The organism is Lacinutrix sp. (assembly GCF_029238095.1).
Lineage (GTDB): Bacteria > Bacteroidota > Bacteroidia > Flavobacteriales > Flavobacteriaceae > Lacinutrix.
Genome location: NZ_JAQWGS010000008.1, coordinates 152,849 through 178,274, shown reverse-complemented (window position 1 = coordinate 178,274; position 25,426 = coordinate 152,849). Strand labels below are relative to the sequence as shown.

Annotated in this window: 18 protein-coding genes; 10 read left to right on the top strand and 8 right to left on the bottom strand. The window is 32.6% G+C overall.

Annotation, left to right across the window (positions count from 1 at the left end; translation table 11 throughout):
• From P8H50_RS02870 to P8H50_RS02845, 6 genes are all read right to left on the bottom strand, one after another.
• On the bottom strand, positions 1-729 hold a 729-nt coding region (locus tag P8H50_RS02870), incomplete at its 3' end, for a choice-of-anchor J domain-containing protein (protein WP_300205404.1).
• 130 nt (positions 730-859) lie between these two features.
• The gene (gene pbpC / locus P8H50_RS02865; protein WP_300205403.1) at positions 860-3,211 is read right to left on the bottom strand and encodes a penicillin-binding protein 1C; all 2,352 of its coding nucleotides are present in this window, start codon (positions 3,209-3,211) and stop codon (positions 860-862) included.
• 63 nt (positions 3,212-3,274) lie between these two features.
• Positions 3,275-3,583 carry an antibiotic biosynthesis monooxygenase gene (locus P8H50_RS02860; protein WP_300205402.1) on the bottom strand — a complete coding sequence of 103 codons (309 nt, stop codon included), beginning with the start codon at positions 3,581-3,583 and terminating at the stop codon, positions 3,275-3,277.
• Positions 3,584-3,594: 11 nt separating this feature from the next.
• A complete protein-coding gene (locus tag P8H50_RS02855; RefSeq protein WP_300205401.1) occupies positions 3,595-4,455 on the bottom strand; it encodes an SH3 domain-containing protein in 861 nt (286 codons plus the stop codon).
• A 128-nt stretch (positions 4,456-4,583) separates the two neighbouring features.
• Positions 4,584-10,169 (bottom strand): MG2 domain-containing protein, encoded by a 5,586-nt coding sequence (locus tag P8H50_RS02850; RefSeq protein ID WP_300205400.1) that lies wholly within the window; start codon positions 10,167-10,169, stop codon positions 4,584-4,586.
• A 122-nt stretch (positions 10,170-10,291) separates the two neighbouring features.
• Entirely contained in the window at positions 10,292-11,377 is a 1,086-nt protein-coding gene (locus P8H50_RS02845) for an isoaspartyl peptidase/L-asparaginase family protein (RefSeq protein ID WP_300205399.1), read from the bottom strand.
• Positions 11,378-11,496: 119 nt separating this feature from the next.
• On the opposite strand from P8H50_RS02845, the gene P8H50_RS02840 reads away from it, so the two are divergent.
• From P8H50_RS02840 to P8H50_RS02830, 3 genes are all read left to right on the top strand, one after another.
• Positions 11,497-13,050, top strand: coding sequence for an aldehyde dehydrogenase family protein (locus P8H50_RS02840; RefSeq protein ID WP_300205409.1), 1,554 nt, complete (start codon positions 11,497-11,499; stop codon positions 13,048-13,050).
• Positions 13,051-13,250: 200 nt separating this feature from the next.
• Complete coding sequence (locus tag P8H50_RS02835; RefSeq protein WP_300205398.1) at positions 13,251-14,183, top strand: OmpA family protein; 933 nt, start codon at positions 13,251-13,253, stop codon at positions 14,181-14,183.
• A gap of 19 nt (positions 14,184-14,202) precedes the next feature.
• Positions 14,203-14,775 carry a hypothetical protein gene (locus tag P8H50_RS02830; RefSeq protein WP_300205396.1) on the top strand — a complete coding sequence of 191 codons (573 nt, stop codon included), beginning with the start codon at positions 14,203-14,205 and terminating at the stop codon, positions 14,773-14,775.
• Positions 14,776-14,850: 75 nt separating this feature from the next.
• Here the strand turns inward: P8H50_RS02830 and P8H50_RS02825 are convergent, their stop codons facing one another.
• The gene (locus P8H50_RS02825) at positions 14,851-15,984 is read right to left on the bottom strand and encodes an ATP-binding protein (protein ID WP_300205394.1); all 1,134 of its coding nucleotides are present in this window, start codon (positions 15,982-15,984) and stop codon (positions 14,851-14,853) included.
• Positions 15,985-16,737 (bottom strand): SDR family NAD(P)-dependent oxidoreductase, encoded by a 753-nt coding sequence (locus P8H50_RS02820; RefSeq protein WP_300205392.1) that lies wholly within the window; start codon positions 16,735-16,737, stop codon positions 15,985-15,987.
• Between the two features lie 202 nt (positions 16,738-16,939).
• On the opposite strand from P8H50_RS02820, the gene P8H50_RS02815 reads away from it, so the two are divergent.
• From P8H50_RS02815 to P8H50_RS02785, 7 genes are all read left to right on the top strand, one after another.
• Complete coding sequence (locus P8H50_RS02815; protein ID WP_300205390.1) at positions 16,940-17,941, top strand: MoxR family ATPase; 1,002 nt, start codon at positions 16,940-16,942, stop codon at positions 17,939-17,941.
• Positions 17,942-18,016: 75 nt separating this feature from the next.
• Positions 18,017-18,880: a DUF58 domain-containing protein gene (locus P8H50_RS02810; RefSeq protein WP_300205388.1), complete on the top strand. Its 864-nt coding sequence runs from the start codon at positions 18,017-18,019 to the stop codon at positions 18,878-18,880.
• 5 nt (positions 18,881-18,885) lie between these two features.
• On the top strand, positions 18,886-20,553 hold the full coding sequence (locus tag P8H50_RS02805) for a hypothetical protein (protein WP_300205386.1): 1,668 nt from the start codon (positions 18,886-18,888) through the stop codon (positions 20,551-20,553).
• Complete coding sequence (locus P8H50_RS02800) at positions 20,553-21,557, top strand: VWA domain-containing protein (protein WP_300205384.1); 1,005 nt, start codon at positions 20,553-20,555, stop codon at positions 21,555-21,557. Before P8H50_RS02805 ends, P8H50_RS02800 begins: the two co-directional genes overlap by 1 nt.
• 26 nt (positions 21,558-21,583) lie before the next feature.
• Entirely contained in the window at positions 21,584-22,618 is a 1,035-nt protein-coding gene (locus P8H50_RS02795) for a VWA domain-containing protein (RefSeq protein WP_300205382.1), read from the top strand.
• A gap of 109 nt (positions 22,619-22,727) precedes the next feature.
• Positions 22,728-23,555 (top strand): tetratricopeptide repeat protein, encoded by an 828-nt coding sequence (locus P8H50_RS02790; RefSeq protein WP_300205380.1) that lies wholly within the window; start codon positions 22,728-22,730, stop codon positions 23,553-23,555.
• Between the two features lie 93 nt (positions 23,556-23,648).
• Positions 23,649-25,415: a BatD family protein gene (locus tag P8H50_RS02785; protein WP_300205378.1), complete on the top strand. Its 1,767-nt coding sequence runs from the start codon at positions 23,649-23,651 to the stop codon at positions 25,413-25,415.
• Positions 25,416-25,426: the final 11 nt, after the last annotated feature.

Genomic DNA, 25,426 nt, shown 5'->3' with positions numbered 1-25,426 from the left:
TGTTGCTGGTGTTAAGCCCATTGCAACATGAGGATTATTTGTTGATGTTGGAGTTCCTGAACCTGTTGGCAAACCTGTGCCTTGAGGCTGTATAGCTATTTCCCAAGCTGTTTCTGTTCCACCTGCTGTCCATGATAAATTTGCAGTGGTAGATGTAGAACTAATAAAAGTTAAATTATCTGGGTTTGGACAAGAAGCATTATAAATAATAATATTATCAATTAACCAATACCAAGCCCAAACGTCGTTATCATTATAAATAAAACGTACTTGCATTGCAGAGTTTGAGTAGGCTGTAATATCTATATGTTGCTGGTCTGGTGCATTAAAAGCTCCAATGTCTGCATTTTGAGATAAAACATTTACCCAAGCAGTACCATCCCATACTTCTACATCTGCTGTATCTCCACCTCCATTATTATAGAATTGATCGAAGTCTAAAAATATAGCTGTTGCTCCAGAAGTATCAAAAGCTGGAGACGTAAGAGTTTCTAAAAGAATGATACCATTTCCATTCGCATCACTATCTACAACAGCTGCATTTGTACCATCTAGACTGTTTCCAAATCCTTGTAGTCCTGATATCCATGAATCTCCAGTTGCTCCACCTGCATCGTCTATGGTCCATGTTGCTGGTATACTAGTATCAAAATTCTCTGTTAAATAAGTTTGAGCTTTTATTGATAAACTTAAAAAAAGTAAAATCAAAAATAAAGTAGTCTTTTTCATTTTGTGGTTAGTGTTAGATCTGTTTTTAACAAAAATTAAATGTTAAATATATACTAAATTACAATATTTCTAGATAATGTTAGATAAAATCTATGTTATTTTCGATGAAGTGATTGGTTTTTTAATGGTTTTAATTAGTAATTTGTATTGTTCTTTTTATTTCATTCCCAAATTCATCTACAGCTGTAATTACATGTTTTCCTTCTTTAGGAATAATAGCTAAGTCGTGAATATCAGTTGTTTTACCAATAAAAAGGTTGTTTAAATACCAGAAAATTTTGGTCTTTGGTTTTGAGTGTGCAATCTTTAAAATGAGCTCATTAATTTCACCATTTAAATCTTTAGGTAAAAAAATAATAGTATTGTCTTTAGGATAAATAAATTGCATACTTATTTGTTCATTTCCAACACAATCATTTCTAAAAGGAGGTAGTGGTATATAAAAAGGGTTTTTGGACTTGTAGTAAAATTCCATTAAAGGAGGTAAAACAAACCACGAAGTGTTTGAGACAGCACTTAAATCTACGCAAGACGAATTTACCTGATGGCTTTTAGTAGTATCTAAATGGACTAAAATGTGATAAGGACAAGGTTTTGTTTTGAGTCCACTATTTTGAACAAATTGCTGTAGCTTATTCTCGCAATGCTGTCCTGCTCTAAAACCACTTTCTTTACAAATACTAATTTCACTCATTTCATCAAAAGGTTTTGAGAACCAATCGCTATTTGGGAGCAAATCGAATACATCAAAAAGAATAGGTGCAGCAGCTTGAACGCCAACTAAACCTGGTCTTCCTTCTCCATCTGCATTTCCAACCCAAACACCTACTACATAATCTTTTGTTGTGCCAATTGCCCAAGCGTCTCTAAACCCAAAACTTGTACCTGTTTTCCAGGCGATTTGTTTAGAATCATCAAAAAATTCCCAGTTTTCATCTCCTTCAGGTCTGTTTACTTCTTTTAAGCTTTGATAGGTTAAATAAATTGAAGCAGCATCGAACACAGTTTTTTCTGTCGATTTTTTACCAAAGTCAATAGTTTCTGATGCAAAAAAAGTAGGTTCGCAAAACTCGTTCGAATAATATTCGCTTGACGTCTCATTAAAATGATTTAAAGTTGAAGAAAAACTCGCATAACTTTTACACAAATCCCATAAATTACTTTCTGCACCTCCTAAAATTAACGATAAACCATAGTGGTTGGCGTTATATTTTACATCTTTAAGCTTAAGTTCTTTTAAATAATGATGAAACCTATCTAAACCAAAATCCTTAAGCATTCTTACAGCTGGTACATTTAAAGAACGCGATAATGCTCTACTTGCAGGTACAGCACCATCAAATTCTTTATTATAGTTTTCAGGCACATAATTTCCAAATTGTGTTGGTACATCTGCAACTAAAGTGTTTGGTAATAAATCGCCTGCATCTAACATGGCTGCATATAAAAAAGGTTTTAAAATGCTTCCTGTACTTCTTGGTTTATTTATAACATCAACATCTTTTTGATTTTTTTTAGTTGTTGGAGAATTTCCTATGTAAGTTAGAACTTGTCTAGTGTTTACATCTAAAACCAAGACTGAAATATTATGAATTTCGTTTTGTTTTAATAGGTTATAATGATTGTAAACTAAATTATTAGCTTGATCTTGTAGTTTAAAATCTATAGTTGTTTTAATGCGCTCACCATAATTTGATTTTGCTATTTTCTGAAGTAAATGAGGTGCAATCTGTGGTAAAGGATAAGGCTTTTGAGGTAAGCCTTCTGCAATAGATAAATTATAGGTTAACGAATCTATAATCTCTTTATTTAGTAGTTTTTTTAGAAGTCTATTCCGTTTTTCTAGTAATTGTTTCTGGTTTTTCCCAGGATAAATTAAACTTGGTGCATTTGGTAAAACTGCTAATGTTGCGCTTTCTGCCCAAGATAATTGGTGTGGATTCCTATTAAAATAGCGCCAAGAAGCAGCATCTATGCCAACAACATTACCTCCAAAAGGAGCGTAGCTAGCATAATAAGTTAAAATTTGTGCCTTACTTTCACGTAATTCTAAACGTGTAGCTAAAATAATTTCTTTAATTTTCTCTAAATAAGTTCTAGATTGTCCTTTTCTAGATAAGCGAATTACTTGTTGTGTGAGTGTGCTGCCACCACGTTTTACTTCACCAGAATTAATATTTTGCTTTAATGCTTTAAAAATTGAAATAGGATTAAAGCCAGGATGCTTGTAGAAATATTCGTCTTCAAAATTAATTATACAAATCTCGAATTTTTCTGGGATACTGTCAGTTTTTGGAAATCGCCATTGTCCATCTTTAGCTATTTGTGCACCTAACAAAGTGTTGTTTGAGCTTGTTATTACTGTAGCAGTTGGATCTTTAAAAAGTTGTTTAGGTAAACAAAAATAGTAGGCAAGTAAAACTAAAGCGAGAATTATCGACTTTATTTTATTACGTTTTATATATGCTGAAATTATTTTCAATTTGCTTCCTTAGTACTTAGGAGTTTTTTTTAACACTTCGGAAAATGACTAGTAGTTACTTGACTATTTATTAAATTCATATTCACGCTCCACTTTACAAATTCGTACGTTATACCAACTGTACCAGTTTTTTATCCCTTTTTGCTGCGCTACAATATGATCTGTTTGTAGTTTCCAATGATGTATTGCATCTAAACTTTTCCAATAACTCACAGTGATTCCTATATCGTGTCTTGCAGAATCTATACTAATAAAACCTTTTTGTTTTTTGGCCAAAGACTCCATTAATGTTGCCATTTCATTATAACCATTGTCTCCTTTGGTTCTTGTGGATGTAAAAATCACTGCGTAGTATGGTTTAAAGTTTTTCATCTTTAATGTATTTAGCAACCCATTGGGATTACAAATGCTATTGTTTTTTCTGTGACGTTATCTTCCAAATCTATTAAAATAAATTTTAAAAAAATCTTACTTGTTGTTACTCCAGTAGGATACTGATTAACAGTTGTTACTTTTTCAATATATTTTGCCCAATCTTCTCCACATTGTTCTGAAACAACTTGCTTAAGCTCTTCGATATCAACAGGAATAAATTGTTTGTAATCTGCTTGAGAGTATGATAATGTTTCAAACTTTAAGTTATTTATTTTTTTAATAGGCTTCCAATCTGAATAGTAGTGTTTCCAATTTATTAAATCGCAATGAGGTCCTTCATTCATAATCGTGATACTGTTTTCATAACGTTGAAGAATTTTAATGCTTTTGTATTGATTGTCTTTAATTAATATAATTTTCTTTTCAGGTGAATGTCCCAAATCTACATCAATACTTAAATTATTTTCGTTTACTAAATGGCGAAGCGCATCATCATCTACTATAGCTAAGTTTTTAATGTGAATATTAGCTTCAGGAAACTTGACGTTAATAATTTTTGGCATTTTGTTTTCAGATAAAAAACCATTAAAAACGTAGCCTTTTAGGTCTTGGTAGCCATTCATTTTTATCTTTACCCATTCTCCTGCAATTTTGTTGCCTTCATCTATTACAACCAATCTCACGTTGGTTTTCTCTACTACTTCTACTGCTTCGTTATACATTAGTTTTCCTAGTTTTGAAGCGCTTATATCTGGTCTTTCTCTTACTGTTAAACCGCTATCTGCATTAACATAGGCATAATCTTGCCCATAACTAAAAGTTGCTACTAATACTAAAATTGCTGTTAAAAAATGTTTTGTCGTTTTCATAATGTTTGTGTTTTAAATTAATATGACAGTTAAACATTTTTGATTGGTTTTTTACCTTTTAAAACAGATACTAAAAGCGTCCTTTTATTATATATTTCAATAGGAATTGGTTTTTTATTTAATATTATTTATTTCTCTACAGTTACCCATTGTCCTTTTGTTCGAACTAAAAACTCATTATCGTACATAGCTTCGGCTTGAATTCCTGGTAAATAATAGGTTCCTAAGTATGATGCATTAAGCATAACGTTAAATGTGTTGGTGCCATATTTACCTTTTTTATTTAAATCGAAATAGAAATTAACACGATCGTCTCTAATATCTGTAAATCTTGCATCGCTTCGTTTCGTTACGCTTCCAAAATCTGTAAAACGTGTGTTTACTATTTCCCATCCAGATGGAAATATTTGTGTTAATGCAACATCTGTAACGCGTTCGTTTTTAAGGTTAGAAACTGTTACTGTGGCCACAAAATCTTGACCTTGTTTTAGGCTCTCTATATTAATTTCATTGCCTTTTAAATCTTTATAAACAACACTAGTACTCAAGCCTCTTTGTTCGGTTAATTCTTCACCTAAAGGCAGTTTTCCAGAATTTAAAACACGAACGTAAACCACATTGCCTTGTTTGTTTTTAAAGGTTAAAGTGTTTTTTCCATCTATAACTTTTAATCCACGTTGCGCAATAGCGCTATTGGTCTTTATGTTTTGGGTTTTACCGTTAATGGTGTATTCTAAATCAAGAGATTTTCCTCCATTTTCTTTCACCATTTTTGCCATAGCAAGTAAACTATAAGCTGTTGTTTGTGTACTCATCCAACGGTTACTCGACAAATTTTTAGCTAAGGTTTTTGCTAATTCTTGCATTCTAGAATCTTTGGTTAATACCATAGTTTCTAATGCCATGGCACGATTTCTATCTACAGAGCCATAAGTATAATAGTTATATCTAGGCGCTTGAAATTCTATATTGGCTGTTTTAGAAATAGCTTTACTGGCCTCTGTTTGTCCTGCTAAAGCGTAAGCGGCTGCTAATCTCCATTTTGCTTCGTTAGAAATTTCACCAAATTCTTTTAGTCTGTTCATGGCTCCTAGATCTGGACTTCCAGCTAAAGCTAAAGTATATAATCTGTAAGCTTGTGCTAAATCGCTATTATAGGTTTTATAGCTTGGCCTCCAGCTTCTAGCAGCTTCTTTTTGGTATTTTATCCAGTTACTTTTAAATGTAAGAGGAAGCACAAATCCTAGTTTTTCGGCTTCTAACATAAAATGTCCAGAATAGCTGGTTCCCCAATCATTTGCAGAGGCTTCTCCCATCCAGTAACTCATGCCACCATTTGGTCTTTGGAAATTTCCAAGACGTTTAATTCCGTTTTCTATATTGGACTGAATTTCTTGTTTTTTCTTCAATGGAATATCAAAAATTTCATTTAAATATAACTGTGGAAACACTCCAGAAGTTGTTTGTTCTACGCAACCATGAGGATATTGTACTAAATACTGTAATCTACGAGAGAAATCCATAGGTGGCATGGTAGAAAATTCTACTGTTGCACTATTTGAGTTTACCACACCAAAAGTTTCAAAGTCTAAACTCGTTGAAGCAGATTTCTCTAACGTTTTATCTAAAGCTTTAGACGTTATAGGATTTACATTTTCGACATCCAATTCTACTTTGTAAGTTGATTTTTCTCCATTTCCAGTGGCAATAACTTCTACAGTATTTATACCGTTTGCTTGACTGACGTCTAACTCGAAAAATGCCATTTGTTCATCTGGTTTTGCAAATGACAATGTTTTAGATTGTTCACCAACAATGGTAATGCCGTTACTTAATTTAAGCTTAATATCAACATTTTTAACCTTTGGTTCCATGGCAAAAACAGTAACTGGAAGTGTCACTTTTTCACCAGGACTTAGCTTTCTCGGTAAAGTTGCTAAAACCATTAAAGGTTTTTTTACTTCAACAGATTTAGCTGTACTTCCATAAGCTTGGGTTTTAGTATTACCAGCAACAACCATTGTTCTAACTGCACCAATATAATTAGGCATTTTTATATTATGCGTTGTTCTTCCGCCAGCTTCTAATATAAAAGGACCTAATACTTTAACAACAGGCTTAAAACGGTTTGCTTTTTTGTTTTTTCCACCAGCTGCACTTCCATCACCTCCAATTGCAAATATCTGATCGATGCTACCACTGTATGCACCAATAACATCGTCGAAAACATCCCAAGTTTTTACTCCTAAAGCTTCACGAGCATAAAAAGCAGACCATGCATTTGGTGTTTTAAAACGCGTTAAGTCTAGTAAACCTTCCTCAACCATTGCTATAGTATACGTCATTGACTTATCGTTTTTTTCTGAAACAATTACTGTAAACTCTTCTTCAGGTCTTAGAACACTTGGCATTCTAATTTCTGGCTCCAATTTGGTATTTGGATCTTCAACTAAAATTGGGATAACACCATAGAGACGTAATGGTAAATCGTTTTCGGTACTAGCATGAGGTTGTAACAACGAAATGTTTACAAACACATTAGGAGCCATTGCTTTTGTAATAGGAATATCTACAACGGTTTCTCCTGCTTTTGTTTTTAACCATTTGTGTTCTATAACTTCGGTTCCATTTTCAATAGAAATAAGAGCACGACCTTCTGTTCCAGATGGAAAGGTGATTTTAGCTGTTTCACCAACATTGTAGTTTTCTTTATCTGCTGCGAACACTAACATTTTTGCAGCTTCTTTGTCGCCAGAAGGTTGTCTTTTCCACCAGTTTTTGTAGAAGTATGCTGTTCGACCTGTAGCGTGTCCACTTTTAGGATCGTAAACGCGAATTAAATAACGTCCACCTTCTGCTTCAGGCACATTAATAGTAACACTTGCTTTTCCTTTAGAATCTGAGTTTATTATACTATTCATAAACGGCCTATGAAAAGAACTAGAAGTGTATTTTGATAGGTTGTCGTAAGACGAATTCCACCACCAACGCCATTCAACCTTATAGACTTTAACTTCTAAGCCATTACGTTTTATTGGTTTTCCTTGATCGTCGACCACAACAATATCGAAGGTTTGGTTTTCGTCTGTATAAAACGAACCATAAGCACGACCTTTAGGCGAACGTAATCCAACAAACGATTTGTATGGTGCGTATTGTTTAGTAAAAGCATCCATAGAAAAATCGCCTCCATTCTCGAAAGCACGCACTAAAAACTGGACGTTAAGCATGCCTGGAGCATTTTGTCCTACGCTTAATTTATTATTTATTTCAGCAAATCCTTCTTCGTTTACATTACCTTCAAAAACATTTAATTCTTCTTGAGAAAAAGAACGAGAAGGATCTTTAAAAGTATAATCTTTGTAGTTTTTAAAAGGTGTGTAAGCGTTGCTAAACTTTGCTTTAATTTCAGTTTTCACATTTTTAGCAGGTGCTCCATGTAGCCAATTTACATTAAGAGTTCCATTTAATGCTTCGCTTCCAGAGAGTACTTCATCTTTAAAATCGACTTTAATTTTTAAACGATTAGGTTTAACAGTTTCAATTTTTAAACTTTTGTAAAAAGTTGCACCACCAACACTCACTTTTGCGTTCCAGTTACCTGTTTTGTTTTCGGTAGATGTTGGCACAGTAAAGGTGTAAAAATCGTTAACATTTTCGCTAGTAATTTTCTTGTATGCTAGTTTTCCATTAGGATCTGTAACTTCCATTTTTACGGGATGACCTTTTGGTAGTTTGTTACCATTATCGTCTAAAATAAAAGTAAGATGTAATGAGTCTCCAGGTCTCCAAACACCACGTTCACCATATATATAACCTTTTAGACCACGTTGTAAATGGTTTCCAGAAACATCGAATTTACTTAAAGAAAGTGCGCGACCATCTCTTAATTTAATATAAGTTTTGTTATTATTTTTACTAACAATAGCAAATGCTGCATGACTCTTAACTTGCATTGTTGCCAAGCCTTCTTGATCTGTGTTTATACTAGAAATTTCCTGTTGTTGGTAGTTGTAGAGCGTTACTTTTGCACCAGCTTCTACATTAGTATTTAAAATATTTGTAACTGCAAAGTAGTAATTATTATTAGTGCCTTTTTTTACTATTACACCTAGGTTTGAAGCTAATAAATTTTGTGAAATCTCACGATCTTGATTGTAATAAGCTGCATGACAAGGATTATCACGTTCTCTCCAATTGTAGCTATAACTTCGATATCTATATGTTACGTTATCCCAATAGTCTTCCTCGCGTTGCTCTTGGTCTTCTGATGTGTTTTCTGAATACTCATCGCCATAATACTCGTCCTCATAATATTCGTCTTCATAGTAATCTTCATTGTCTTCAGAATTTGTAATATTTGTGTTTACTTCGCAATTATAAAGAGAGTATCCCTTTTTAAAACTTACTTCTATTCTGTAAAGCGCTCCAGGATCTGCTTTAAATATTTTAGATAAATCTGCACTATAGGTTTTCCATTTTCCAGAGTTTTCTACATCATCGTTAATAAGCGTAATCGTTTGTTTTGCTATACGTCTACCTACTTGTCTAATACTGTTTTCGTTTCCACCTTGTAACTCATTATCTTGTAAAAACTGAAGCACATTGTCTTCGTAGATTTTAATAACTTTTAGATCTACTTTTTTTAGGTTTACGGCTTCAAAATTGAATTTTAATTCTTGGGAGTTTGGAAGTATTACACCACTATTTATTAAACGCACATTTGGTTTTATTTCATGGAAAGAAATAAATTCAGAAAACGGTTTTTTCAACTTATAGCCTTCGGTATTTAATATTCCTTGAAAGACATCTAGGCGAACATTTCCTGTGATTTTTGAATCTGGATAGACTTTTAAAACATTACCAGCGACAATATATTTAGGGCTTTTTATATTTTGAATCGTAATTAATCCGTCGAAATTTTGTTGCTTTTTTATAGGATCTGAAAAGTTAATAGACAGGTATTGCTCAGGATTTTGAATCGCATCTATTTTTGTAATAGTAAAGTTGTTTTTTCCAGGAATTTTAACCGTGTTTTCACCAGAGTTATCTGCCTCTATTACTTTTCCGTTCCATTTTAATAGTATCTCACTATCTTCGACTTTACGACTAATACTATCTATTTTAAATTCAAAAAACCTTGAAGGTACACGCTCTTCATTCCATTCTATATTTAGTTTTTTTCCACCTTGAGAGGCTTCAACCAATTGTTTTGCTTGTTCTGTTGTTATATTGTCTTCAGATTTTACAACACCTAGTAAATATTGCCATTCTTTACTGTAAGATTGTAAATCGTTAGTCACCACATTAAAGTTGGGTGTTATGGTTTTAAATTGAAAGGTATAATCTGAATACTCAGAAGGTATATCTGGATAAATTTCTCTTAATTTAACAGTCACCGAATACTCTGTATCTGGATCTAAAGCCTCGTTTGGAGTAAACGTTAACGCATGTTTATTTGCTATTTTTAAATTTCCTGAAACGTGAGGTTTAATAGAGATGAGGTTTTTATCAATTTCATTCCCAATTTCCCAACCTTCAACTTCTTTGGCTAAGCTAATTTGGATGCTGCTTGTCGTCGATATTCGTCCTGATGTAGTATAACTAATATAGTCTCTAAATTTAAAAAGATTATCTGTCTCAGTTTCTTTTTTAGTACAGGATAGCGATATAAAGATACAGAACGCTAGGGCAAAAATGGATTTAATTTGCATTGGAATATTGGTTTAAGATGAATTATAGAAAAAGAAAACGTGTGAGAGTATTCTTGTTAATATAACTACGCGTTAATGTTTAGTTTTAGTCTTTAGCTGGTTGTTATGATTTTGTTAAAGTTTTATTTTGAGTAAATACCAATTGTTAATTCACCTTTGTCATTCATGCTTGCACGATACATTCCTGCGGTGTTAAATTCCATAACCATATTTCCATTTTTATCAACAGCAATAATACCACCATTTCCTCCTAAATCTGGTACTTTTCTCAGAATCACTTCTTTCGCTGCTTCCTCTAAAGACAAGTCTTTGTATTCCATTAATGCAGAAATATCATGCGCTACTGTAGCGCGAATAAAAAATTCTCCCCAACCAGTTCCTGAGACTGCACAAGTAGCATTGTTGGCATAATTTCCTGCACCAATTATTGGCACATCTCCAACACGACCATACCTTTTATTTGTCATGCCACCTGTAGAAGTTCCAGCTGCTAAGTTTCCTTTTTTATCTAAAGCGACACAACCAACAGTTCCAAATTTACTGTCTTTTATATCTGCATCGTAAAATGCTGAGGTTTTGTTTTTAGTCTTTTCTTGTTCTTTTTTTATAACACGTTTTAAAGTGTTTAACCTGTTTTCGCTTTTAAAATATTCTGGAGAAACGATTTCTAAATTTTGTTCTTTCGCAAAAGTTTCTGCTCCATCACCAGCCATCATAACGTGTGGCGAATTTTCCATGATTGCTCTTGCTAAATTAATTGGGTTTTTTACAGTTTTTGTTCCTGCCGATGCGCCTGCGTTTAAAGTTTTACCATCCATTATTGAGGCGTCTAATTCGTTAGTTTCAGCATTGGTAAATACAGCGCCTTTACCAGCATTAAATAAAGGCGAATTTTCTAAAACATTAATGGTTTTTTCTACTGCATCGAGACTACTTCCTCCTTTGTCTAAAATAGAGTAGCCAACTCTTATTGCTTCTTCAAGTTTAGCTTTATATTCCGCTTCTTTTTCTTCAGACATATTTTTTTTTAAAATAGTGCCAGCGCCTCCATGAATAACTATAGCAAACTCATTTACTTTTTCAGAATTAGACTTTGGATCAGGATTTTCTTGCGTCATATTCTCGGGATTTTTATCTGGATTTGGAACGAGTTCTCCACAATTTAACATTATAAAAAAGAGCAATAATAAGTGGGTTGGTTTTTTCATTTTTGGTTTGTCTTTAGTGCTTTAAAGTTACTGTTTTTTATGAAAGTTATAACCTTTAAAACGCAGATTTATTAGTATATTCGCATCAAAATTAAATAATTCGTAAAAATTCAAGATTTATTATGGCAGTTTCAACTGATTTCGGAATAAAAGAAGCTTTAAAACAATTAGGAATAAAAGAGATGAACGATGGTACATCTACTGGGTCTAATAACTTTGGAAGTGGTGAAGCTATTTCTTCATATTCACCAACAGATGGTTCTTTAATTGGTAAAGTATCAACAACTACAAAAGCAGATTACGAAAAAGTTATGGATGCAGCAACAACTGCATTTATATCTTTTAGAGCAATGCCAGCACCACAAAGAGGTGAGATTGTTCGTCAATTTGGAAATAAATTAAGAGTGTTAAAAGAGCCTTTAGGTAAATTGGTGTCTTACGAAATGGGAAAATCTTTACAAGAAGGTTATGGTGAAGTTCAGGAAATGATTGACATCTGTGATTTTGCTGTAGGTTTATCACGTTCTTTAAATGGGCAAACAATTCCATCTGAAAGACCACAACACGTTATGAGAGAGCAATGGCACTCTCTTGGTGTGGTAGGTATTATTTCTGCATTTAACTTTCCAGTTGCTGTTTGGGCTTGGAATACAGCTTTAGCTTGGGTTTGTGGTGATGTTTGTGTTTGGAAAGCTTCAGAAAAAGCACCAATTTGTTCGGTTGCTTGCCAAAACATAATTGCTGAGGTTTTAAAAGAAAACAACTTACCAGAAGGGATTTCTTGTATTATTAATGGAGACTACAAAGTAGGAGAAATGATGACTACAGACCATAGAATTCCATTAATATCTGCAACAGGTTCTACAAGAATGGGACGTATTGTTGGTGCAACAGTAGCAGAGCGTTTTGGAAAATCTTTATTAGAATTAGGAGGAAATAATGCTATTATTATTACACCAACTGCAGATTTAAAAGTAGTTGTTCCTGGAGCAGTATTTGGTGCTGTTGGAACATGTGGACAACGTTGTACTTCTACAAGAAGATTAATTATACATGAAAGTGTTTACGATAAAGTTAGAGATGCCATTGTTGGTGCTTATGGTCAATTAACGATTGGTAATCCTTTAGATGAAAAAAATCATATAGGACCATTAATCGATAAAGACTCTGTTAACACCTATTTAGCAGCCATTGAAAAGGCAAAAGCAGAAGGTGGAAATGTATTAGTAGAAGGTGGTGTTTTAGAAGGAGAAGGCTACGAATCTGGATGCTATGTTAAACCAGCAATTATTGAAGCAGAAAACAGTTTTGAAATTGTGCAGTCTGAAACTTTTGCTCCAATTTTATATTTAATGAAATACACAGGAGAAGTTGAAAATGCAATCGCTGTTCAAAATGGTGTTGCACAAGGTTTATCGTCTGCAATTATGACCAATGAAATGAAAGAAGCAGAAAAGTTCTTGTCTTACGCAGGATCAGATTGTGGAATTGCCAATGTAAACATTGGAACGTCTGGTGCCGAAATAGGAGGTGCTTTTGGAGGAGAAAAAGAAACAGGAGGAGGACGTGAGTCTGGATCTGATGCTTGGAAAATTTATATGAGAAGACAAACAAATACTGTAAATTATTCAGACGAATTACCTTTAGCTCAGGGAATTAAGTTTGATTTATAATAGAGCAAATATTTTATTAAAGAGCCACATCGAAAGATGTGGTTTTTTTATACTATAAAAATTAATTATTTACAGTTTTATCTTAAAAATAGATTAGTTATTTAATTTTTAACACTTTATATTTTAATTTAATAAAAAAAACGTTAAAATTTAATTGATTTTTAATAACTTAAGACCGCTAACTTAAAACCAATATTATAATGAGTAAAAAGACCAACTATCTTCTTGGTATTTTGCTAACAATTGTTTTCGGTACTATTCTTTATTACTTTTTTTGCTGTAAGCCTTGTTTAGAAGCGGCAAATAAAGAAGCTGAAACCAAAAATTTAGTAACAGAACCAGGAGTTCAAAATGCAACAACAAACATGTTTTCGATAATAGATTCGAAAAGCAGTTTAAAATTTAATGCCAGTGAGAACTTAAATTTTAAAGGTTCTAGTTTTTCTCTTTTAGAACCAGTAGCAGAGGGTTTAAAATCTGAAATAGCAAGATTATCAACATACCTTAACGATAATCCTAGTAAAATGGTTGACATTACAGGGCATTATACTAGTAACGAAAAGAACACTTCGGCATTTCCTAATCTTGGGTTAGCTAGAGCAAATGCTGTTAAAAACTACTTTGTTTCGCATGGTATGTCTTCTAAAATGTTAAACACCTATGGTAAATTAGACGATAGTTTAATTCCAGATGCTTCAGACCTGTATTATGGACCATTATCTTATACTATTAATACAAGAGATGCAAACGATTCGAGTGAAGCCGATGGATTAAAGGTGCTGCATGACGAAATTGTTGCAAACCCATTAATATTATACTTTGATACAGCATCTGCATCTATTAATTTAAATGCCGAACAACGCCTGAAAGTTGCAAAGATGGTAAGATATTTGGATAAAACAGACGATTCTTCTATAAAATCTATTGGACATTCAGATAATACAGGAGATCGAGAAACCAATATAAGATTAGGATTAGATAGAGCAGAATTTGCCAAGAATTATTTAGTAAGTAATGGTATTTCTTCTACTAAAATTAATAGCTCTTCTAAAGGACCAGACGAACCTATTGCAGATAATAATACCGAAGAAGGTAAAGCTAAAAACAGAAGAGTAGTAGTAACTTTAAACTAACAATTAAAAATTTATAATTATGACTTTATTAATATCAAACATACCATGCTGGTTAATACCAGTATTAGTTGGCGTAATTAGCGCAATTTTAGGCTACTTCTTAGGACGCCTTTTAGGAGGAGGAGAAAAATTAACAGAGACAACAGCAAATGTAGATGTTTACAAGAATAGAATTTCTAAATTAGAAGCAGATTTAGAGGCTTGTAAAGCCAATAAAAAATCAACATTCACAGGAGGAAACTCTTCTATAGCTACTCCAGAAGTATCAAGCCTTGCAACAGCTCCAACTGGAGTAGCTTTTGATAAAGCTGCTGCAAAAGCTGCCTTTGGTAAAAATATTAAACAAGACGATTTAACTGTAGTTGAAGGTATTGGTCCAAAAATTAAAGAATTATTTCATAATCATGAGGTAACTACTTGGGCTGGATTAGCAGATTGCTCTATAGAAAAGTGCCAAGAAGTATTAAAGAGTGGTGGAAAACGTTTCGAAATACATAAACCAGGCACTTGGCCAGAACAAGCTAAATTAGCTGCTTCTGGACAGTGGCAAAAACTAAAAGAATGGCAAGATAATTTAGATGGCGGAAAATAAATTTTAGCTATAATTAAATACTATAAACTGTTTTTTCATAGTGTTTTGGAAAAACAGTTTTTTTATATTTCAACTTTAATTGTATTTCACTTTACGCAAAATCCTTAGAGACTCTTTATATCTACTATACACAGCTAGGCTGTAAGCTTTCAAAAAAGGTTTAGCTTCGTTTAGTTTATCTATAGCTTCATGAAAACCATTTAAATAACAAATAAGGTAGGTTGCTGGTAAGTTTTTAACATCATTTTGTTGAGATAATGTAAGCTTACTTCCTTTTTTTAAATGTTCTAATAAAGCATTGTTTGCATTGTAAATATGATGTAATATTTTTTTATCGAATTCCGGAGGCTGAAAAACTAAAGTGCTATCAATACTATAATTAGCGTTGTCGTGAAATTGAATTTCGGTTTCTTCTAAAGGATAATATTTGTAGCTATTTTGAAGTCCTAACGACACGTATTCTATAATTTTAAAACGACCATTATTAAAAGAAATAGAAACTTCATCTAAAGCCGAATAAAATAAACGTACTTGTTCGTTAATAAGTTCTATATCTACGCGAGAATAAAATACTTCATTTTTTACCTCCTTTTTTTGTCCAGCCCAACACACTACAAAATACTCTTTAAACACTTTATATTGCGGATTGTAATCCTTGCGTTTATCCATAAAATCAAAAACACCATCAAGTGTATATTCTATATTGTTATGAGAATGGCTCTCTATAGCTCCAACAATTTTAGAGTTTACATCTTTAATATCGCTTTTAAAAACCTTAGGCATACTCATACTGCCATCTCTAAAAAACACAGAGCCACCATAATATTTCCAAATATTTTTTCTTAATGAGGTTAAGCCTTCAATAGCGCGAATAGTAACTAGGCCAACAACTTTATCGTCTGGTAGATGCGGAAACGGAATGTTTTCGTATTGAACTATTGGAGGATTGGTGAGATAGGCATTAATGAGGTTTTGAATTTTAGAATCGTCAAAAAAATCGACACCAATAATGGTGTTGTCTTCATCTTCAACACCAATAACAATAAAAGAATTATTTTTAGGATTACTATTGGATAAGGCGCAAACATGCTTTAAAAACTTAGCTTTTCCTTCTTTTTGGCTAATATCAATCTTTCGCTTTTTGTCATAAAAACTGTTCTCATCGTTATGTGCGAGTAGGTTTTTAATTAAAAGGCGTTTGTTAATCATCTAGATTTCTTTTTTCACAATAGTACTACTAGCTTGTGCTGTACAAAACATTAGTACATCTGCAATATTTACATGTTTTGGTCTAGAAATAGCAAAATAAATAACATCTGCAATATCTTCAGGTTGTAGCGCTTTATAGCCTTTATAAACATTATCAGCAAGTGTTTCGCCTTTAAAACGTACTTGAGAAAATTCGGTTTCAACTAAACCAGGATTTATAGCTGCCACTTTAATTCCGTAAGGATTTAAATCCATTCGCATACCTTCGGTTACAGCAACAACTGCGTGTTTGCTAGCACAATACACATTCCCTTTTGGGTATACTTCTTTTCCAGCAGAAGAACCTATGTTAATAATATGTCCAGATTGTCGCTCTGTCATTTGTGGAATTACAGCTTTACTTACATAAAGCAATCCTTTTACGTTAATATCCATCATGGCATCCCAATCGTCTAAACTACCTTCGTGAATTGGATCTAAACCATGAGCATTTCCTGCATTATTAACTAAAATGTCTATTTGCTTAAAGGTTTCAGGTAACGATTCTATAGCAGAAAAAACAGCAGCTTTATCACGAACATCAAAGTTTAAAATATGTACTTCGGTATGTTTACTTAATGCTTTTTGTATGGTTTCTAGACGTTCTTGGCGTCTACCACAAATAATTAATCGTATACCATGTTTAGCAAATTCGTGAGCAGTTGCTCTACCAATTCCACTTGTTGCTCCAGTTATTAGTGCGGTTTTTTTCATTAAAAATATTTTTTTTGTTATTTCCGCTAAGGCGGAAATCTTCTTTTTTATTTCGTCCTAAAAATAGAAAACATAAAATGGTTAAAGCCTTTTGTTTGTTGATTTTTTTAACCAATTATTAACACGATTGTATCAAAAAAATTAACATTTTGCAGTCCGTAAATTATCAAAAATTACATTCGATACTAAAATTTAATAAAAGATGGAAGAAACAGGTGCAATAGATATTAAATCTATTAACGAAAAAATTGAAAAGGAAAGTGCTTTTGTCGATTTACTGACATACGAGATGAATAAAGTTATCGTAGGGCAAAAACATATGGTAGAACGTTTGTTAATTGGTCTTTTAGGTCAAGGACATATTTTACTAGAAGGTGTTCCTGGTTTAGCAAAAACATTAGCTATTAACACACTTGCAAAAGCAGTTGATGGTAGTTTTAGTCGTATTCAATTTACTCCAGACTTGTTACCAGCAGATGTAGTAGGTACCTTAATTTTTAATATGAAAGAGAATGATTTCACTATTAAAAAAGGACCAATTTTTGCCAACTTTGTACTTGCCGATGAGATTAACAGAGCACCTGCTAAAGTACAATCTGCATTGTTAGAAGCCATGCAAGAAAAGCAAGTAACTATTGGAGACGAAACTTTTATATTAGACAAGCCATTTTTAGTAATGGCAACAATGAATCCTGTTGAACAAGAAGGAACTTATCCATTACCAGAAGCACAAGTAGATAGATTTATGCTTAAAACTGTAATAGATTATCCAAAAAAGGATGAAGAGCAGTTAATTATGAGAGCCAATTTAAAAGGGTCTTGGGATAAAGTAAATCCAGTTGTTTCTGTAGCGCAAATATTAAGAGCACAAGAAGCAGTACGTGAAGTATATATGGATGATAAAATTGAAAAATATATTTTAGATATTATTTTTGCAACACGTTATCCAGAACAATATAAATTAGAAGAATTAAAGCCTTTAATATCTTTTGGAGCGTCACCACGTGGAAGTATTAACCTGGCAACAGCAGCAAAATGTTATGCTTTTATTAGACGTCGTGGTTATGTAATTCCAGAAGATGTTCGCGCTGTGGTTCACGATGTATTACGTCATAGAATTGGTATTACTTATGAAGCAGAAGCAGAGAATATAACTAGCGAAGACATTATTAATAAAATTGTAAATGTGGTTGAGGTACCATAGAATTTTAGATTTTAGAATGCCGAATAACGATTTTTAAAAATCGTAAATCAAAAATCTACTATCGTAAATCAAAAGATGGATACTAAAGAATTACTAAAAAAAGTTCGTAAAATCGAAATCAAGACACGTCGTTTGTCTGATCATATTTTTGGAGGCGAATACCATTCGACTTTTAAAGGTCGTGGTATGACTTTTTCCGAAGTTCGCCAGTACCAATTTGGAGACGATGTAAGAAATATAGACTGGAATGTAACTGCTAGAACAAACCAGCCACATGTTAAAGTTTTTGAAGAAGAACGCGAATTAACAATGGTACTTATGGTAGACATTTCGGGTTCAGAATTGTTTGGTACAGATCAGCAATTTAAAAATGAAATCATTACCGAAATTTCAGCAACTTTAGCCTTTTCTGCAACACAAAACAACGATAAAATAGGATTGATTTTATTTTCAGATGAAATCGAACTATATATTCCACCCAAAAAAGGACGCTCTCATGTATTGCGAATAATTCGCGAATTAATAGAGCTAAAACCTAAAAGTAAAGGTACGAACATTGCTGAAGCTTTAAAATTCATGAGAAACGTCATGAAGAAAAAAGCCATTGTTTTTGTTTTGAGTGATTTTATTGCAGACGATTACAAACAAACACTAAAAATTGCAGCAAATAAACACGATGTCACAGGTATTCGTATATACGATAAAAGTGAAGAAACCATACCTAATCTTGGTATTGTGCAAATGCAAGACCAAGAGTCTGGAGAATTAATGTTGGTAAATACAACATCTAAAAAAGTAAGACAGAATTATAACAAATTTTATAACGATAAAGTCTCTTATTATAAAGACAGTTTTGCAAAATCTGGAGCAGGAACAATAGATTGTCGCGTAGATGAAAGTTATGTAAAAAAATTATTAGGCTATTTTAAAAGAAGATAAAACAAATGACGAATTTAGAATTACAAATGATGAATTTTAAAGATATCAAGTCAAAAAAGCTAGTGTTGTCTTGTCTTTTTGTTCTATTGTCTTGGTTCTCATTTAGTCAAGTTAAAGCTTCTATAGATTCCATTTCAATTAAAATTGGTGCACAAGTAACTTACAAAATTGAAGTAGATACAGACACAACAGCTTTAGTGGTTTTTCCAGAAGGTCAAACCTTCTCACCTCTGGAAATGATAGAGTCTTACACTATTGATACTACAAAAAAAGACGATAGATACAATCTTATTAAAAAATACGGATTAACACAATTCGATTCTGGAGCGTATACCATACCAAAACAAAAGGTACTTATTGGTGCAAAAGAATTTTACACAGATTCTCTAAAAGTTGAAATAAGACAAGTTGTTGTAGACACCACAAAACAAGGTTTATACGATATTAAACCAATAATAGAAGTTAATAAAAGCGCTGGTAACTGGTGGAAATACGCGCTATTAATCTTATTAATAGTTGTATTAGTTGGTTTCTTATTATGGTGGTTTATTTGGAGAGTAAAACCATTAACAAAAGAAGAAGAAATAGCCTTATTACCACCTTATGATCGTGCTAAATTAGCATTAAAACAATTAGACGAAAGCAATTATCTTCAAAACGAAAACTTAAAAGGCTATTATTCAGACCTAACGTTTATAATTAGAAAATATCTTGATGAAAAAGTGTACGATCGTGCATTAGAAAGCACAACAGACGAGCTTATCTCTAGATTAAACTTGTTAAAAGATGGTAATCAAATTGAATTAAGTAAAGAAGATATTAGAAATATTGAAACCATCTTAAAACGTGCAGATTTAGTAAAATTTGCCAAAGGCACACCAGATGTTGCTTTGGCAGAAATAGATCGAAATACAGTAGATATAGAGATTGATCATGTTAAAGAAGCACTACCAGAACCAACCGAAGAAGAAAAGCTTTTAGACAAGCAATATAAAGAAGAGCAGGAACGTAAACAAAAAACCAAAAAAGTAGTATTAACTGTTGGTATTTTAGCCTTTTTGTTGATAGCAACTTTAGTTGGCTTTGGTTATAAATATGGTTTTGGTTATTTAAAAGATACTATACTTGGTCATGAAAGCAAAGAATTGTTAGAAGGAGAATGGGTAACAAGTGCTTATGGTTTTCCACCAATTATTATTACAACACCAAAGGTTTTAAAACGCATAGAAATACCAATTGCCCAAAATCAGGAAAATCAGCCAAAATCGAGTAGTTTCGCCTATGGCACAATGCTAGATGTTTTTAATGTTACAGTAAATACAACGCAGTTTCAAAGCCAGCCACAAGGTTCTGAATCACCAGAGATAGATTTAGCTGAGCTCTCAGAAAAAGGCATACAAGGCATGGAAGCTCAAGGAGCAAAAAACATAATAGCATTAAAAGATAAATTTGAAACTCCAAATGGAGCCGAAGGCTTAAAATCTTATGGAACTATGGATATTCCATCTCTAGGAAGTGACAAATTAAGACCTGCTAAATTTAATTTCTTGCTATTTACTGCAGAAAACGTATTACAACAAATAATAATAATTTCTCCAGAGGATGATGCTTATGCAGATGAGATGGTAGAACGTATTTTAAACTCAATAGAACTAAACCCAAAAACCAACTAATGTTTGAAGGCATAGAATTTTTAAACAAGGAATTTTTCTGGTTGCTACTATTGCTACCACTAGCTTTGCTATGGTACTTTTTAAAAAATAAAAAGCAAACAGCAGAGCTTAAGATATCAAGTTTAAAAGGTTTTAAAGTAACCAACTCATGGTTACCAAAGGTAAAACACGTACTTTTTGCTTTAAGATTAATAGCGCTAACCTTTTTAATTATAGCAATAGCAAGACCAAGAACTGTAGATGTCTCTACAAAAACCAAAACAACACGAGGCATAGATATAGTCATGGCAATAGATGTTTCGGCAAGTATGCTTGCAAAAGATTTACAACCAAATAGATTGCAAGCCTTAAAAAAAGTGGCTGCAGAGTTTATAAAAGGAAGACCAAACGACCGTATTGGTATTGTAGAATATGCTGGAGAAAGCTATACAAAAACACCAATAACAAGTGATAAAAACATTGTATTACAAGCGTTAAACGACATTAGATTTAACAAAATAATAGAAGGTGGAACTGCAATTGGAATGGGCTTAGGAACCTCTGTAAACCGTTTAAAAGACAGTAAAGCCAAAAGTAAAGTTATTATTTTACTAACAGATGGAGTCAATAATTCTGGTGCTATGAACCCAAAAATTGCAAGTGAATTAGCTGTCGAGTTTGGAATAAAAACATATACTATTGGTTTAGGTACAAATGGCATGGCTTTATCTCCAATTGGGATTAAACAAAATGGACAATTTCAATACGGAAGAGTTAAAGTAGAAATAGACGAAGCGCTATTAAAAGAAATTGCAGATGTCACAGGAGGAAAATATTTTAGAGCAACAAACAATAAGAAGTTAGCCGAAATATATGATGAAATTAATAAACTTGAAAAAACTGAAATAGAAGAATTTAAATTCTATAATTACGAAGAAAAGTTTAGGTGGTTTGTTTGGGTAGCTGGAATTTTACTGCTGTTTGAATTGCTATTAAGAATTACCGTTTTTAGAAGTTTCGTTTAATTAAAACAAGAACAAACAAATAGTAAATGCAATTAGAAGAAAAAATATGGTTTTGGGCATTTCTACTTATACCAATATTATTGGTAATGTTTTTAGTGCTTCAAATCTGGAAACGCAAAGTGCAAAATAAATTTGCAAATCAAGATATTTTAAAACGGCTAAGTCCTAACAGGTCTTTATTTAAATCTGTTTTAAAAATTGCTGTTTTATGTTTAGCATTTGCCAGTTTAACAATGGCTTTAGTAAACCCTAAAATTGGTTCAAAATTAGAGACAGTTAAACGAGAAGGTGTAGATATTGTTTTTGCAGTAGATGTTTCAAAAAGTATGCTAGCCGAAGATATTGCTCCAAACAGATTAGATAAGTCTAAGCAATTAGTTACACAAATAATAAATAATTTAGCAAGTGATCGTGTTGGTATAATTGCCTATGCAGGCAAGGCGTTTCCACAATTACCAATTACAACAGATTATGGATCGGCAAAAATGTTTCTTAACAACATGAATACAGACATGATGTCTTCTCAAGGAACAGCAATAAACGAAGCCATAGAATTAGCTAAAACATATTATGACGACGACCAACAAACCAATCGCGTATTGGTTATTATTAGTGACGGAGAAGACCACAGTGAAGCTGCAGCAACTGTCGCAGAAGAAGCAGCAGAAGCAGGTATTAGAATTTTTACCATTGGTGTAGGTAGTGAAAAAGGAGGTCCAATTCCTTTAAAGAGAAATGGCGTTATTTTAAACTATAAAAAAGACGGACAAGGCGAAACCGTTATTACAAAATTAAATGAAGACACACTTAAAGACATTGCTGAAGAAGCAAATGGAGTCTATATAAATGGTAATAATACAGAGAAAGTAGTAGAAGACATACGAGACATTTTAAATAAAATGGATAAAACAGAATTTGAAAGCAAACAATTTGCAGCTTACGAATCTCAATTTCAATGGTTTTTAGGTTTAGGAATTTTACTTTTGTTTTTAGATATTTTTCTGTTAGAACGAAAAACAGCCTGGTTAAAAAAGTTGAATTTGTTTAACGAAAACTTTTAACTCAAAAAAAGTTTGATAAATTGTAATTAAAACCTGTTAGAATTTTTATAAAATCCTTAACACTAGTAAACTCAAAGCTTTTATATATTTATAAGTCGAAAACAAAAAGATGAAAAACATAATAGCTTACATATTAATACTTACAGCCTCTTTAACTTTTGCACAACAAGAGGAGACAGAAAAAACCTTAAAAATATTAAATCAAAACACAAACGATTTAATAAGTGAGGCAAATGATTTAGCTAGTAATGACGCCTTTGTATCTGCTGAAATGGAATACCGTAAAGCCCTTTCTAAAAAACCAACAAGTGTTGCAGGAACATACAACTTAGGGCATTCATACTATAAAAAAGGTAATTATCAAGAAGCCTTATATCGCAATCAACAAGCTGCCAAAAATGCAACAGATAAATTAGAAAAGCATAGAGCTTTCCATAATATTGGAAACATATTAATGCAAGAAAAAAAGTGCAGAGAAGCTTCAGAAGCCTTTAAAAACGCGCTTAGAAATAATCCTTTAGACGAAGAAACACGTTATAATTACGCATTAGCAAAAGAATGTGCAAAAAAAGAAGAACCACCACAAGAAGATGGTGATGACAATAAAGAGGACAAAGAAGACGAAAAAGACAAAAACAAAGACCAAAAAGACGAAGGCGATAAAAAAGAAGAAAATAACGATAAAGGCGATAAGGATAAAAAAGAAGGAGACGATAAAGAAGAAGTAGGTAAACCAGATAAAGAAAAAGAAAAAGACGGAAAGGGAGACGACCAGAAAAAAGAGCAACCAAAACCACAACAGCAGCCAGGAAAATTATCGCCTCAACAAATAAAAAACCTTTTAGAGGCCATGGATAATCAAGAGCAAAAAGTACAAGATAAAATAAATGCAGAAAAAGCAAAAGGCGCAAAAATTCAAACAGAAAAAGACTGGTAGTAAAAAAGAGAAGTTTGAAGAGTAAAGTTGCCTACTCGAATATTAAAATATTTGTTATTCTTGCGAAAGCAAGAATTCAAAAATAAACTAAAAATGAAATTATCAAAATACATAGCAATACTACTTATTATGCTTTCAGCAAGTATGGTAGCAGCGCAAGTACAATTTCAAACTAGAGTAAGTAAAAAAACTTTAGGTTTAAACGAGCGCTTGCGCGTAGATTTTTCTATGGATAGAGATGGAGACAACTTTAAACCACCAAGTTTCGATGGCTTTAACGTTGTTGGAGGTCCAAATCAATCGGTTAGTAATTCATGGATAAATGGAAAACGCTCTTTCGAGAAAACGTATAGTTATTTTTTAGCGCCAACTCGAATGGGAAATTTAACTATTGGAGCGGCAAGTATAGAAATAGATAACCAGACGTATAAGACCAATACTATTGCCATTACAGTTACCAAAGAAGTTCAACAACCAAAAGATCCAAATAGTGCTATTGCAAGTGATAATATTCATTTAGTAGCAGAGGTTTCTAATCTTAATCCATATTTAAACGAAGCCATAACTGTAGTGTACAAATTGTATGTTGCACCAAATACAGGAGTTAGTAATTGGCGCGAAACAGACGATCCTGAGTACGACGATTTTTGGAGTCAAAGCATTAATCCAAAAGGATTAAAAATAGAAAAAGGAAAATATAAAGGAGAAGATTATCAATATGTAGTATTGCGAAGAACTGTTTTATATCCTCAAAAAACAGGTAAATTAACAATAGAGCCATTAAAGTTAGATGTCACAGCAGATATACCAACAAATAGACGCGATATTTTTGGACAAAGATTAATGAGTAAGGTAAATGTTCCTGTTGTTGCAGGACAACGTATTATTAATGTAAAACCATTACCAGAAGCTGGAAAACCTTCAGATTTCTCTGGAGCTGTTGGAGATTTTGAGTTTAATTTAAGTACGTCTAAAAGCGAACTTAATGCTAACGAATCTATGCAGGCCAAAATTTCGGTTTCTGGAAATGGAAATCTAAAGTTGTTAACCTTACCAAAATTAACTCTACCAAATTCTCTTGAAGTATACGAACCAGAACATAACGAAAATGTGCGTACAAATTTAAGCGGTATGCAAGGTGAAGTTTCAGATAGTTACACTATTGTTCCACAATACAAAGGTAAATATCCAATACCTACTGTTTCTTTTTCGTATTTCGATTTAAAAACACAAACTTATAAACGTATCTCATCAACCGAAACAATAATTAATGTATTGGAAGGTCCTGTTTATGGTGCATCAGATAATAATTTAATTACGCAAGGTGCAGAAAAACAACGCGTTGTTTTAAATAACAATCAATTTGCTTTTATTAAAACAGAGCCTAATTTTATTTCCAAAACCCAACAATCGTTTTTCAAATCTAAAGCCTTTTGGGCAAGTTTGTTAACACCATTATTAGCAATACCATTGGCTATCGTTTTCCGTAGAAAAAAAGAACAACGTGCAGGTGATGTTGTTGGAAACCGATTACGAAAAGCCGATAGATTAGCAAAAAAATACTTAGGTGAAGCTAAAAAAGGATTAGGACAAAAAGAAGCATTTTATGTGGCTTTAGAAAAAGCCTTACATAATTATTTAAAAGCAAAATTAAATATTGAAACTAGCGATTTAAGTAAAGATAAAATAAGAGTGCTATTGCATGATAGACAAGTAAAAGAAGATGTTGTAAATGATTTTGAGAGTATTCTAGAGAACTGTGAGTTGGCTAGATATACACCAATAACAACGGTTACAATGCAACAAGATTACGATAAAGCAGCAAGTACCATTAATTTAATAGATAAACAAATTAGATAATTTTGTAAATC

Coding starts and splice junctions, on each gene's coding strand:
- P8H50_RS02815 (WP_300205390.1), top strand. CDS start 16,940: ATGGAAGAAACAGGTGCAATAGATATTAAATCTATTAACGAAAAAATT.
- P8H50_RS02830 (WP_300205396.1), top strand. CDS start 14,203: ATGACTTTATTAATATCAAACATACCATGCTGGTTAATACCAGTATTA.
- P8H50_RS02860 (WP_300205402.1), bottom strand. CDS start 3,583: ATGAAAAACTTTAAACCATACTACGCAGTGATTTTTACATCCACAAGA.
- P8H50_RS02785 (WP_300205378.1), top strand. CDS start 23,649: ATGAAATTATCAAAATACATAGCAATACTACTTATTATGCTTTCAGCA.
- P8H50_RS02825 (WP_300205394.1), bottom strand. CDS start 15,984: ATGATTAACAAACGCCTTTTAATTAAAAACCTACTCGCACATAACGAT.
- P8H50_RS02845 (WP_300205399.1), bottom strand. CDS start 11,377: ATGAAAAAACCAACCCACTTATTATTGCTCTTTTTTATAATGTTAAAT.
- P8H50_RS02850 (WP_300205400.1), bottom strand. CDS start 10,169: ATGCAAATTAAATCCATTTTTGCCCTAGCGTTCTGTATCTTTATATCG.
- P8H50_RS02835 (WP_300205398.1), top strand. CDS start 13,251: ATGAGTAAAAAGACCAACTATCTTCTTGGTATTTTGCTAACAATTGTT.
- P8H50_RS02810 (WP_300205388.1), top strand. CDS start 18,017: ATGGATACTAAAGAATTACTAAAAAAAGTTCGTAAAATCGAAATCAAG.
- P8H50_RS02855 (WP_300205401.1), bottom strand. CDS start 4,455: ATGAAAACGACAAAACATTTTTTAACAGCAATTTTAGTATTAGTAGCA.
- P8H50_RS02795 (WP_300205382.1), top strand. CDS start 21,584: ATGCAATTAGAAGAAAAAATATGGTTTTGGGCATTTCTACTTATACCA.
- P8H50_RS02800 (WP_300205384.1), top strand. CDS start 20,553: ATGTTTGAAGGCATAGAATTTTTAAACAAGGAATTTTTCTGGTTGCTA.
- P8H50_RS02820 (WP_300205392.1), bottom strand. CDS start 16,737: ATGAAAAAAACCGCACTAATAACTGGAGCAACAAGTGGAATTGGTAGA.
- P8H50_RS02790 (WP_300205380.1), top strand. CDS start 22,728: ATGAAAAACATAATAGCTTACATATTAATACTTACAGCCTCTTTAACT.
- P8H50_RS02805 (WP_300205386.1), top strand. CDS start 18,886: ATGACGAATTTAGAATTACAAATGATGAATTTTAAAGATATCAAGTCA.